We start from the raw sequence: 13,348 nt of genomic DNA, 5'->3' as shown, positions 1-13,348 counted from the left end.
TGTTCGTGGGGGGGGGGGGGGGGGGGGCGGGGGGGGGGGGGGGGGGGGGGGGGGCCGGGCGGGGGGGGGGGGGGGGGGGGGGGGGGCCCCCCCCCCCCGCCCCGGCGGAAGGGATCCGGGTTCGCGCGAGGGTGATGCGCGAGTGACGTGGCGTCAGCCGGACGCGCCGCCCGAGACCCACTCGCTCCACGGCACGTTCCAGTCGCCGAAGCCGTTGTCCGGGGCCACCGTGGTCTTGTCCGCGGAGTTCTTGACGGTCACGACGTCGCCGATCATCGAGTTGGCGAAGAACCACGCGGCGGGCTGCTTGCCGTCGCCGGCGTTCCTGACGTCCTTCAGGCCGACGCAGCCGTGGCTGGTGTTGACCTTGCCGAAGACCGAGTCGGCGCCCCAGTAGTTGCCGTGGATGAACGTGCCCGAATCGGTGAGGCGCATGGCGTGCGGTACGGCCTTGATGTCGTACGAGGGCTTGCCGTCCTTCTCCGTGAGGCCGACGGTCGCACCGTTCATGTGGACGTGCCGGAACTTCTCGGAGACGACCATCCGGCCGTTGTACGTCGGGTGCTCGGCGCTGCCGGCCGAGATCGGGATGGTCTTGATCTTCTTGCCGTCCCGTACGACGGTCATCTGCTTCGTCTTCACGTCGACGGTGCTGATCTGGCTCCGGCCGATCTTGAACGTGACCGTCTTCTGGACGCCGTCGACGCTGACCTTGACGGTGACGGTGGAGCCGGGCTTCCAGTAGTTCTCGGGGCGGAAGTCCAGACGGCTGCCGTTGAGCCAGTGGCCGACGACCTGCTGGCCGCTGCTGGAGCTGACCTGGATCTTCGACTCCACCGCGGCCTTGTCGGCGACCGCCTTGTCGAAGGTGAAGCTCACCGGCATGCCCACGCCGACGGTCGAGCCGTTCTGGGGGGAGACGTGCCCGAGGAGGTCGTTGGCCGGGGAGACCGTGGAGATCGAGGCGTTCTCGGTCGCGGAGCGGCCCTTCGCGTCCTCGGCCTCCGCGGCGACCTGGTACCGGGTGGCCTGCTTCAGCGGGCCCTTCGGCTCCCAGGACGTGCCGTCCGCGGACAGGGTGCCCGGAACCTCGGTGCCGGTCGCGACGGCGGTCATGGTCACCTTGGTGAGCCTGCCGTTGCCGACGGTGACCTTCACGGAGCCGTCGGTCGCGACGCCGTGGACCCCGTCCCCGGGCGCGATCCTTATGCGGGCGTCGGAGGCGTCCTGATCGTCCGCCTGGCCCGTCGGTGTCTGCGTCGCCGGGGGAGTGGCGGTGTCGTCGGTCGCCGCGTAGCTGGTGCCGCCGAGCGCCGTGAGTACGAGTGCGCCGGCCGTGGCCGTCAGCCCGATGCGTCGCTTGCGTGCCGTGATCAAACCACTTCTCCCATGCCGCTGGTCGGTGAATCCCCGGAGCCGGCAACCGATAGGCCAATCGGCTCCAAAAAAGCATTTTTATCTATTTGTCCGCTTCTGTGGGGTGTTTGTGGTGGGTTTCACGTCGCGGTCGGAGACCCCGGAGAGCCAGTCCGTGTCCTCCGGGCCGGGCGCTTCGGGGTCGGAGGCGGGAAGCCTGTGGACCTCGCCCGTGCGCAGGGCGATCGTGGCCCGCGGTCGCATCGGCCCGTGCCCCCTGCGTGAGAGCAGGACGAGTTCCCGGACCGTCGCCGTCATGGCGTCGAGCCGGGCGGCGCAGTCGGCGCCGACCCGCCGGGGATCCCCGGTCCGGCCCAGGGAGAGGTGCGGGGTGAAGCCCTCGGCGGGCCCGCGGCAGAGCGGGAACCGCCACTGCAGCGCGTGGTGCAGGTCCTCCCACGGGGCCCCGCCGGCCGCCGCCGGATCGAGCCACACGGTGGAGTACGTCCTGTGTCGGAAGGTCCGCACCCCGTCCAGCCGGGCGGTGAAGGCCGGTGCCTCGGCCGTCGCCGCGGCGAGCAGGGGGAGGGCCCGCTCGAAGTCGGACTCGGGCACGAACGGGAAGAGCACGTTGACGTGCGGCGGCCAGCGGTGGATCTGCGGATCGTGATCCCGGCGGACGTCCTGGATCGGCGGCCACAGTTCCGCGGGCGGGATCCAGGCCACCGCCGTGCGGGCCGTCGGCGGCGGGCCGAGAGGGCCGACGTCTTCTCTCCGGGGGCCGGTCTCGCCGCTGGTCCGCATCGCGCGTCCTCTCCGGTCGCCCCCTTCTCCTCCAGGGTGCCGCGCGTCCCGTCTCCGGTGGCCGCCCCGCGTGTGCCGCGACGGCCCGGGCGTGATGCGTGACGGAGCCGCCCGCCCGCGGGGGTGTCCGGTCCGGCGCCCGCGCATGTTTCCGCGACGTCAAACGTGATGTTGAATACGGAAACAATTTTGACATGAACACTTCCATAAAGTGGTTGCCGGTTGTACCAAATGAGGGCCAGCTTTCCCGCTCAGGGAGGTCCTGTGAGACGCGTCAAACTGAGATCCACCCTTGTCGCCTTCGGTCTCGCGATGATGTTCGGCCTGGTGCTGACCGGTCCGGCGCACGCCGCCGGACCGGCCTACGTCGCGCTGGGTGACTCGTACTCGGCCGGCAACGGCGCAGGGAACTACGACAGTTCGAGCGGAGGCTGCCACCGCAGCCTCAGTTCCTACCCCTACCTGTGGAAGAACGCCCACGCACCGTCCTCGTTCGCCGACACCTCCTGCTCGGGCGCGGTCACCACGGACGTGACGAACAGCCAGCTCGCCCCCCTGAACTCCTCCACCGGCCTCGTCTCCCTCACCGTCGGCGGCAACGACGCCGGCTTCGCGGACGTCATGACGACCTGCGTGACCGGATCGGACGCCACCTGCGTCAACCGTGTGAACACGGCCGAGAACTACGCCCGGAACACGCTCCCCGCCCGCCTGGACGCCACCTACGCCGCCATCCGCGCCAAGGCGCCCAACGCCAAGGTGGTCGTTCTCGGCTACCCGCGCATGTATACGCTCAACGTCTTCTGCGTCGGTCTGAGCGCCACCAAGCACAGCAAGATCAACGAGGCCGCGGACGTCATCGACGGCGTCATCGCCGCTCGTGCCGCCGCCCACGGCTTCGTCTTCGGGGACGTCCGCACCACGTTCGGCGGCCATGAGCTGTGCTCCAGCGACGACTGGCTGCACTCCCTGGTGGTCTCGCCGAACTGGGAGTCGTACCACCCCACCGCCACCGGCCACGCCAGTGGCTACTACCCCGTCCTCAACGCCAACAGCTGACCTCCCCGGGGGCGAGTCGCTCCGGCTCGCCCCCTGACCAGCCCCGACCGGACCAGCCCCGGCCTGTCCTGAGCCGCGTCCGCCCGTCCGGTCGCCGATACTGAGGAAATGGGCAGATTTCGGCGACATGTCCCGACAGGCCGGCGGGGCGACCGCGTGCCGCCGAAGGCCGGGCAGCGGGAAGACGACCCCAAAGCCCGTCACCGTTCGGCCGGCAAGCGTGTGCGGTCGCTGCTGACTCCGCGCACCGTCGCCGGCCAGGTCTTCCTGCTGCAGCTCACGGTCGTCCTGCTGCTCATCGCCACGGCCCTGGTGGTGCTCGTGGTCCATGACCGCAACCGCGCGCTGCAGGAGGCCGGCGACCGGTCACTGGCGGTGGCCGAGACGTTCGCGAACGCCCCGGGCACCGCGGCGGCGATGAAGAGCGACGACCCGACGGCGGCGCTCCAGCCCCATGCCGAGGTGGTGCGCAAGAAGACCGGCGTCGACTACGTCGTGGCGCTGAGCCCGTACGGCTTCCGGTGGACCCACCCGGACCCGGAGCAGATCGGCAAGCACGTCTCCAAGTCCTACGGCGCGGCGCTCGGGGGCGAGCCCCACCAGACCACGTTCGACAGCAGTCTGGGGAAGGCGGTCGACTCGACGGTGGCCGTCTTCGACGAGAAGGGGGCCTCGGTCGGCCTCGTCACCGTCGGGGTCACGGTGGACAAGGTGACCAGCGCGGTGCAGAACCAGCTACCGGTGCTCTTCGCCGCGGGCGGTGTCGCGCTGCTGCTGGCCGCCGGCGGGTCGGCACTGGTCAGCGGGCGGCTGCGGCGCCAGACCCAGGGGCTGGGGCCGGTGGAGATGACCCGTATGTACGAGCACCACGACGCGGTGCTGCACGCGGTCCGTGAAGGCGTGATCATCCTGGACGGCGACGGACGGCTGCTGCTGGTCAACGACGAGGCGCGACGGCTGCTCGCCCTCCCGCCGGACGTCGACGGCAAGGCGGTCACCGGCCTCGGGCTGAGCCCGGCCCTGGCGGTGCTGCTGGGATCGGGACTGGAGACCACGGACCAGGTCTTCCTGGCCGGGGACGTCCTGCTCGCGGTCAACGTGCGGCCGGTGGGCGCCAAGGGGGGCAGCGTGGCCACCCTGCGGGACACCACGGAGCTGCGCGCCCTCGCGGGCCGGGCGGACGTGGCGGGCGGGCGCCTGCAACTGCTCTACGAGGCCAGTACGCGGATCGGCACCACCCTCGACGTGAAGCGCACCGCCGAGGAGCTGACCGAGGTGGCGGTCCCGCGCTTCGCCGACTTCGCCACCATCGAGCTGGTGGAGCCCGTACTGCGCGGCGGTGAGCCGACGGAGGACGGCACGGAGATGCACCGCGTCGCGGTCCAGGGCATCCGGGACGACGCGCCCCTCCGTCCCGTGGGGACGCGCATGCGCTATGTGCCCGACAACCCCGTGGCCGTCGGCATGAACACCGGCAGGCCGGTCCTGGTGGCGGACCTCGCCACGGCCGAGGGATGGCGGACCCAGGACCCGGAGCGGGCCCGGAAGGTCGTCGAGTACGGCATCCACTCCATGGTCACGGTGCCGCTCCGGGCGCGGGGCCAGCTGCTGGGGGTCGTGGAGTTCTGGCGCTCGGAGCAGGCCCCCTTCGAGCCGGACGACCTGTCCCCGGCCGAGGAGCTCGCCGCCCGGGCGGCCGTGTGCATCGACAACGCGCGCCGCTACACCCGCGAGCACATCACGGCCGTCACCCTCCAGCGCAGCCTGCTGCCCGGCGTGCTCCCCGACCTGTCCGCCCTGGAGGTCGGGCACCGGTACCTGCCCGCCCAGGCGGGGGTGGGCGGCGACTGGTACGACGTCATCCCGCTGCCGGGCGCCCGGGTGGCCCTGGTGGTCGGCGACGTCGTCGGACACGGTCTGCTCGCCGCCGCGACGATGGGCCGCCTGAGGACCGCGGTGCACAACTTCGCCGCCCTGGACCTGCCTCCGGACGAGCTTCTCGGGCACCTGGACGACCTGGTCGCCCGGATCGACCAGGACGCGGCGGCCGAGGGCGACACCGAGACGGTCACCGGCGCCACCTGTCTGTACGCGGTCTACGATCCGGTCTCCGGGCGGTGCGTCCTCGCCCGGGCCGGGCACCCCGGTCCGGCGCTCGTCTCCCCCGACGGCTCCGTGACCTTCCCCGACATCCCCGTCGCCCCGCCGCTCGGCGTGGGAGGGGGGCTGCCGGTCGAGACGGCCGAGCTCCGGCTGGCCGCCGACAGCCGGCTCGTCCTCTACACCGACGGCCTCGTCGAGGCCCGCGGCCGTGACATCGACGTCGGGCTCGGCATGCTGAGGGACGCGCTCGCCGGGACCGACGGCGACACCCCGGGCGACACCTGCCGGGTGGTGCTCGACGCGATGCTGCCCACCCGGGGGAGCGACGACGTCGCCCTGCTCGTCGCACGCACCCGGCTGCTCGACCCGGGGCAGGTCGGGGAGTGGGACGTGCCCGACGACCCCGCGGCCGTTTCCCGGATCCGCGCCGAGGCCACCCGCATGCTGGAGTCCTGGGGGCTCGGGGAAGCCGCCTTCACCATGGAGCTGATCCTCAGCGAACTGGTCACGAACGCCATCCGGTACGGAGGGAGCCCCATCAGCCTGCGGCTGCTGCGCGACCGCGACAGCCTGATCTGCGAGGTCGCCGACGGCACCAGCACCTCCCCGCACCTGCGCCGCGCGACCCTCACCGACGAGGGGGGCCGAGGTCTGTTCCTCGTCGCGCAGATGTCCCGCCGCTGGGGGACCCGGTACACCGACCGAGGCAAGATCATCTGGGCCGAGCAGGCGCTCGACGCCGGATCCGCAGGGGATCTGAGCGGTCTCCTGCTGGCGGACCTGGAGCTGTGAAGCGGGGCGGGACCGGGACCGCCGCACGCCTCGGGGTGCGGCGGTCCGGGGCGTTCAGGAGGCGGCGTCGACGCTGAGGTAGGGGATCTTGGCCGGGTCCTGGCCGAAGGCGGCACCGAGGTAGACGGCCGACAGCTTGGCGAGCGTCCCGTCGTCGATCAGCTGCTTGATGACCCGGTCCAGCTCCTCCTTGTTGGGCGTTCCCTCCGGGTACAGGGCGCCGTAACCCTGGTCGGTCCTGTACTGCCCGATGAGGTGCACCCCGCTCTCCCGCTTCTGGGGGTACGCCAGCAGGATCGTCGTGTCGTGGACGACCGCGTCGATCCGCCCCTTCTCCAGGGCCTCGATCATCTCCGGGTCGTTGGCGAAGGCGGTGACGGGCTTGGTCGGTTTGAGGCGGTCCTTGACGAACTCCTCGCCCGTGGTGCCCTCGGCCACTCCGATGCGGACGTCACGGATGTTCTCCTGGTTGATCTTCTCGCCGTCCCTGATCAGCACCCCCAGGGTCGAGGAGAGGTAGGGCGGGGAGAACTCGGCGACCTTGCTCCGTTCGGGGGTGATCGTGATCTGTGCCAGGGCCAGGTCGAAGTCCTTGCTCTTCCCGGACACGACCTCAGGGAAGGGCGCGTTCTCCACCTCCAGCCGGTCGAGTCCGGACCGGTAGGCGATGTTGGCCGCCATGCAGTACTCGTAGCCGCTCTTGACGGCGTCCGGCGTGTCGCCGTTCCACCAGCCGGGCGCGGGCAGGGTCGTCTTGACCGTGAGGGCGCCCGCCGTCCTGGGCGACAGGTGGAACTCCCCGCGGTGTCCCGAGACCTCGCAGTCCCCGTACTGGGCCTTCGGCGACTCCGAGCCGCCCTGGTCACAAGCCGGTGTCGCGACGATGAGCGCCACGCCGACAGCCAGAGAGGCGATCGCTGCCGCGGAGCGCATCATTGCACCTCCGGTAGGGGCGTACTCCTTGAGTCACCATAAATCACACCGGGCCGTCCGACCGCTGGAGTCATGTGGGAGGACTCCTGGCGTGGGGCGGACCGCCGGTCCTCCGGCGGTGTCACGGCGGCCGGCCGGAAGCGCGAGCCGTTTCCCGGCCCCCGTCGTTTCCCAGCCGTGCCGCACCCCGGGAGCCGCGTGGCCGTCGTGCGCGTTCGGCGTCGATGGTGTCCGGCGCCGACGTCGGGCTGAGGTCCGTCCGCTGCCGCGCCCTGGCGCCGCGTGCTCTCCTGCGTGCTGCCGCATCCTGGCGCCGCGCGCTCCTGCGTTCCGCTTGATGCCGGAACGGGTGGTTGCGGAGCGCGATTATAGGGACTTGATCGCTTCATGGAGGGGGATTTTGAAGAGACCTGACCTGCCGGTCTTCGATATCAGCAGGCGTGCATAGGATGAGCGCAATTTCTTCACTGATTGGTCTCATCAGGTGAGCGAGGTCACCGTGGCAGTCCCCGCCGCTTCCGCCGTCCCCTCCGGAGCCCCCGCGCCCGAAGACGTCGTTCGGCAGATCTTCCGCTATCTGGCGGAAGTCGGCGAGAGCCGCACCAAGCCGGTACGCAGCCACGACGACGCGCGCCACCGGATGTGGTTCTCGGACCTGCCTGACGCATTCGCGTCGTTCCTGACGGACAGCGTGTCCGGCGAGGCGCCGCTCTGGCTGAGGGCCGACCGTCCCGTCCGCCAGGATCCGCCCAGCCCACCGAATCCCCTCGCGCATTGGCTGGACAGCGGCGAGATACGGGATTCCGGACGGAACGAGGCGCCCGAGCCCACGACCGAGGCCGAACTGCCCGTTTCCACCGTGTCGACGGGGGGCGGTGTCGAGCACGGCGTCGTCACCGTCGCCCTCGGTGACTTCCGGCTCCGCGACGAGGTTCTCGCCCAGCACCGGGCCTGGGCCGCCGAGTGGCTGCGCTGGGCCGAGCGGGATCGCGCGGTGAAGCCGGCCGTGCGAGCCTACGACCAGCTGTATCGCATCCACGAGGACACCACCGACCTCGGCGAGAGCTACGAACTCGTCGTCGGATTCGGCTATTTGGCGTGGTCGGCTTCGGGTGAGCCGGTCCGCCGCCATCTCGTCACCTGCCGGGCGGTCATCGCCGTCGACGCGGTCACGGGGGCCGTCACCGTCGGCCCGGACCCCGACAACGGCGCACCGGTGCTCGAGGAGTCCATGCTCGACGCCGACCAGAAGGCTCGCGCGCACACCCGGGCTCTTGTCCAGCAGGATCTCGAAGAGGCCGGATACACGACCGACCCGCACGCGGCCGAGCCCTTGCACCGGGCACTCCACGCCTGGGTGATCGCCGCCCACGAGGCGGGCCGCTACGAGAGGGGCGCCGAGAGACCCCGACCGGCAGGCGATCCCGCGGTTCCCGTCGTCGGATTCGCCCCCATGCTGATCCTGCGGGAGCGGACCAGGCGCAGCATGCTGGACGCACTGCGCGGCGTGGCGGCACGCGTGGAACAGGGCGCCGAACCCACTCCTCTGCTGCGGGCCATCGCGGGTGAGGGCGGGGACACACGTCTCGGTGATCTCGAACGGGACGACCCCGGTGCCGACGAGAGGCGCGGCCGCCATCGGGAGCTGTACTTCGCGTTGCCCTCCAACGACGAGCAGCGCACCATCGCCGAGCGGCTGACGGACCGGGACCTGGTGGTCGTCCAGGGGCCGCCCGGCACGGGGAAGACCCACACGATCGCCAATCTGGTCACCGATCTGCTGGCACACGGCCAGCGCGTGCTGATCACCAGCCATACGGCACGCGCGCTGAAGGTCCTCAAGGACAAACTGCCCGAGAGCATTCGCGAACTGTGCGTCAGCCGCACCGACGACAGTGCCGCCCAGCAGGAACTGGAGCAGTCGGTCAAGGCGATCCTCGACCGGCAGGGCGACTTCTCCGGGCGGGCCTACGTCCGGCGCATCAAGGAGCACGAGGAACGTCTGGCGAACGCCCGCTCCGTCCAGGCCGAAGCGCTGAAGACCCTGCGTGCGCTGCGCGAGCAGGAGACCTACCGGCACCCGGCCGACATCGGCGACTACGAAGGCACGCTGGCGGCAATCGCCACCCGTCTCCATGCCGAACGCGACCGGCTGAGCTGGATCGGCTCCGTACCGGCAGACACTCCGACGGTCGGCGCGGCGGCCTTCGAGGAACTGCGGCGCGCCTCCCGAGCCTTCACCACCCGCGCCAGGGCACTCGCCGCCGGGTCCAGCGCCGCCCTGCCCGACCGGGCAGACCTGCTCCCCGCACATGGATTCGCCGACGCGGTGACGGCGATCCGGGCCGCCGACGCGGACTTGGAGGCGCTCCGCACGGATGACGCGGTCTCCCGGCTCGACGACGCGGTCTCCGCACTCTCCGTCGACGCGCAGGAGCGACTCGCCGTCGCACTGGACGGCCTTGCAGGAGATCTCGCCACGACGACCGCCGATGCGACGCCCTGGGTGACGCATCTGCGCGAGGAAGTACTGGCCGGACGTGACTTCGACCTGCGCAGCCGTCTGGAGCGGACCTCGGCGGTCGTCGACGCGGCTCAGACGTCGGTGGCCGCCCTCGGCGGTGTGCTCGTCAGCGGCCTGGAAGCGTACGACGTTCCCACGGCCCTCGGTCTCGCCGGCACGTTGTACGACGGACTCGCCTCCGGCGAGAAGCTGCGCGGACCGCTGGGCCTCAAGCCGAGACTGCGCAAGGCCGTCGGAGACTTCCCGGAAGCGGTGCGGGTGGACGGGCAGGCGGTGGCGACCGAGTCCGCCGCAGCGGCCGTCCTGGACCGCGTCCGGCTGGAACGCCACCTCCAGGAGATCGAGCGCGAATGGGACGACGGCGGGACCGCCCCCTGGACGGTGCCCACCCGGCGCGTCGCACGGCTCCGTCAGGACCTCGTGACCCTCACCGCGCTGGCCCGCCTCGCCGACCGGCTCACGGACGTCCTGGCGGTGGCCGCGGTGCCCGGCCTCGCCGGTCTGTCCTGGCACACGGACGACACCGTCCGGACCGTGCGCACCCTGCTGCGGGCCCGTGCCACCCGCCGCGCCGCCCGGGAGCATCGCGAGCGGATCGCCGGAACGGTCGACGCGCTCGGAGCGGCGGCCCGCCGACGCGGCGCGGCACCCGCGGTGGGCCGGGCACGCGCCGCCGCCGAGGCGCAGGACACCGCCGCCTACGACGCAGCGGTCGCAGAACTGGACGACCTGCGCGAGGCGTTGCGGCGCAAGCAGGAGTGCGACGCGGCATACACGGTGGCCGCCGCGGAGCTGCCCGACCTCGCGGACGCGCTGGAGGCGACCGCGGAAGACGCCGTGTGGGACCGCCGGCTGTCCGACTACGAGCGGGCATGGGCCTGGTCTGCCTGGAACCGGCGCATGCGCGAGCTCACCGACCCCGAATCCGAAGCCACCCAGATGCGTCGGCTCGCCGAGGCGGACGCGGAGATCCGCATCAGCCTCGAACGCCTCGCGGCCGACAAGGCCTGGTACAGCTGCCTGTCCAGGCTGACCGACGACCAGGCCGTGGCCCTCACCTCGTATCAGCAGAACGTGCGCAAGCTCGGCAAAGGCACCGGCAAGTACGCCCCGGTCTACCGGAGGCAGGCCCGTGAGAGCCTGCAGGAGAGCCAGGAAGCCGTGCCCGCCTGGATCATGCCGCTCCACCAGGTGACCGAGACCGTTCCGATGGACCGGCCGGGCCGCTTCGACGTCGTGATCATCGACGAAGCCAGCCAGTCGGGCCCCGAGGCGCTGCTGCTCGCCTGGCTCGGCTCCAAGATCATCGTAGTGGGCGACGACCAGCAGGTCAGCCCGGCGAACGTGGGCATCGACCACGACGAACTCTTCTCGCTGCAGAAGCGCATGCTCGGCGGACTTCCCGCGGCCCGCCGCTATCTGTTCACGCCCACCGCGAGCCTCTTCGACATCGCCTCGGGCCTTGCGGGCGGGCGCGGCAGACTGATGCTGCAGGAACACTTCCGGTGCATGCCGGAGATCATCGGTTTCTCGAACGCGCTCTGCTACGGGGGCAGGCTCCAGCCCTTGCGCCAGTACGGTGCCGACCGGCTGCGGCCTCTGCGCTCGGTTCATGTCGCCGACGGCTACGTGGAGGGCACCGGGCAGAAGCAGGTCAACCGGCGCGAGGCCGAGCGGGTCGTGGACGTGGTCGCCGAGTGCATCGGTGATCCCGCCTACGCGGGTCGCACCATGGGTGTGATCACCCTGCTCGGCGCCGGGCAGAAGTTCCTCATCGAGGACCTGCTCGCCGACCGGATTCCGTTGGACGAGAGGCAGCGGCGCCGGCTGCGCGTCGGCAACGCGGAAGAGTTCCAGGGCGACGAGAGGGACGTCGTCTTCATCAGCCTGGTGGCCTCGCTCACCGGTGCGGAAGGCCATCGCCGCATCGGTCCCTACAGCAGCACGCTGGCCCAGCAGCACATCAACGTCGCCGCCTCCCGCGCCCGCGACCAGGTCTGGCTCTTCCACAGCGTGACGCTGACCGAGCTCGGCGAGACGGATCTGCGCCGTCGCTACCTCGACTGGTTCTCCAGGCCCGCGGAGGAGCAGGACGGAGCGGTGGCGGGCGAGGTCGGACCGGACGAGCCCCACGACGCCTTCGACAGCCTCTTCGAGCAGCGCGTCTACCTGGCGCTGCGTGAACGAGGCTACCGAGTTCGCCCGCAGTACCCCGCCGGCCGCTACCGCATCGACCTGGTGGTCGAGGGCGGAACGAAGCGGCTCGCGGTGGAGTGCGATGGCGACGCCTTCCACACGGAGGAGAACGCCGAGGCCGACGCGGCGCGTCAGCGGGAACTGGAGAGGGTGGGCTGGACCTTCGTCCGCATTCGAGGAAGCCGGTTCTTCCTGGACCCGGAGCAGGCGCTCGAGCCCTTGTGGGCCGCGTTGGAACGGCTCGGCATCGAGACCGCGGAGCGGAGCGCGGTCCGTGCCGCCTCTCGTGGGGACGACGAGAGCCCGGAGCCGAAGCCGGACGCGGCGCGGGGGCCGCGGTCCGGGGCCGGGTTGATTCCGTCCCCCCGGTCCGCTGCGCGGGCCGAGGAGGTCCTGGTGACGCCGGAGACCTCCAAGGCGCCGACGGACACGGAGGAGCCCGGGCCGACCGCCGGTGTCGCCGCCTCCGAACCTGGTGCCGCCTCGGCGGCCACGGCCGACGGATCGGGCTCGGACGATGCCGGGCAACGATGGACGTCCGATCCCTCGCGCTTCGTCTCCGCCGCTTGGCTGCACCGGGACGAGGTGAACGCGGCCCAGTACGCGTTCAGCCTGCGCCGCACCGTGCCCTTGGGAACAGGCGAACGCGCCGCGGGTTCGGCCCGGTTCCTTGCGGCGGCGGGCGCCCTGGGACGCCCCGACGTCGATGCGGTCGAGCTTGTGCGTGACGGGAAGCCTGTGCTGCGGCTGGGCCATGACGAGGTCCAGGCCATGTTCCGGTCGGCGATCGGCCGGGTCGACGTTCCGGTTCTGGTCGACGGCCGGCAGTGGGCGCTGGTGCGTTACCACGCCCCGTCCTCCAGGACGGCGCTGAAGCATGGCTGTACGACGGAGTTGCTGCGTTCGAAGGCGAGTCCCGGGGCGACTGCCGAGGCGCGTCCCGAGCCTGCATCCGGGGTGAGTCCGAAGGCGACCGGTGGAGAGAGGGGCCTGTCTCACAAGAAGGCGCAGGCCGTGATCCGCGACCAGGCCAAGGCGCCGCACCGCCCCGTCGATCCCGCCATACCCCGCATCAGGACCGACCGGCTCTCGGCCAACGCCTACCGGCGGGTCAGGCGTGAGCTGGACCGGGTGCAGGACGCGCTGAACCTGCCCGACCCCGAGGTCGTCGCCGTCGATTCGTCCTCGCGCAAAGGGCAGATCGCCGAGCACGAGAAGCGGCGCGAGACATTGAGGAACCGTCAGACGTTCCTGAGGGCCGTGCTCGATCAGGTGGTGCCCGATCCCTCGTTCACCGGTGGCGCCCGGGTCACTCCGGGATGCCTCGTGGGAGTGGAGGACGAGTACGAGGACGGCATCACGGTCTATGAGCCGGCCCTGCTGCCGGGCGGGGAGGGCGAGAAGCTGAGCCCGTACTCCGCGTTGGGGGAGGCGCTGATGTGGAAGGAAGTCGGAGACGAGGTCGGCTATGTCAGCGGCATCGGACGGAGGCTGAGCGTTACGGTCCGGTTCATCGAGGACTGAACGTCGAGCGGGCCTGGCGGTTCGTCCGGTGCGGGTGGCTGAACGAACCGTCGGCCT

Annotated in this window: 6 protein-coding genes; 3 read left to right on the top strand and 3 right to left on the bottom strand. The window is 71.3% G+C overall.

The features are described 5' to 3' along the window. Positions 1-153 precede the first annotated feature (153 nt). Positions 154-1,377: an Ig-like domain-containing protein gene (locus ACFW6B_RS38240; protein ID WP_386603957.1), complete on the bottom strand. Its 1,224-nt coding sequence runs from the start codon at positions 1,375-1,377 to the stop codon at positions 154-156. Positions 1,378-1,455: 78 nt separating this feature from the next. After that, entirely contained in the window at positions 1,456-2,160 is a 705-nt protein-coding gene (locus tag ACFW6B_RS38235) for a 2'-5' RNA ligase family protein (protein ID WP_386603955.1), read from the bottom strand. A gap of 312 nt (positions 2,161-2,472) precedes the next feature. Between ACFW6B_RS38235 and ACFW6B_RS38230 the strand changes: the two genes are divergently transcribed. Together ACFW6B_RS38230 and ACFW6B_RS38225 are read left to right on the top strand one after the other, a co-directional pair. Continuing rightward, positions 2,473-3,219 carry an SGNH/GDSL hydrolase family protein gene (locus tag ACFW6B_RS38230; protein ID WP_386603964.1) on the top strand — a complete coding sequence of 249 codons (747 nt, stop codon included), beginning with the start codon at positions 2,473-2,475 and terminating at the stop codon, positions 3,217-3,219. 108 nt (positions 3,220-3,327) lie between these two features. Further along, positions 3,328-6,114, top strand: a complete 2,787-nt coding sequence (locus ACFW6B_RS38225) for a SpoIIE family protein phosphatase (protein ID WP_386603953.1) — start codon at positions 3,328-3,330, stop codon at positions 6,112-6,114. A gap of 54 nt (positions 6,115-6,168) precedes the next feature. Here the strand turns inward: ACFW6B_RS38225 and ACFW6B_RS38220 are convergent, their stop codons facing one another. Beyond that, a complete protein-coding gene (locus ACFW6B_RS38220) occupies positions 6,169-7,050 on the bottom strand; it encodes an ABC transporter substrate-binding protein (RefSeq protein WP_386603950.1) in 882 nt (293 codons plus the stop codon). A 481-nt stretch (positions 7,051-7,531) separates the two neighbouring features. On the opposite strand from ACFW6B_RS38220, the gene ACFW6B_RS38215 reads away from it, so the two are divergent. Beyond that, positions 7,532-13,291 carry an AAA domain-containing protein gene (locus ACFW6B_RS38215; protein ID WP_386603948.1) on the top strand — a complete coding sequence of 1,920 codons (5,760 nt, stop codon included), beginning with the start codon at positions 7,532-7,534 and terminating at the stop codon, positions 13,289-13,291. Positions 13,292-13,348: the final 57 nt, after the last annotated feature.

This window comes from Streptomyces sp. NPDC058751, assembly GCF_042746485.1.
Classification (GTDB): domain Bacteria; phylum Actinomycetota; class Actinomycetes; order Streptomycetales; family Streptomycetaceae; genus Streptomyces.
The sequence above is the reverse complement of the archived record's forward strand: the minus strand, read 5'-3'. Positions and strand labels throughout refer to the sequence as shown.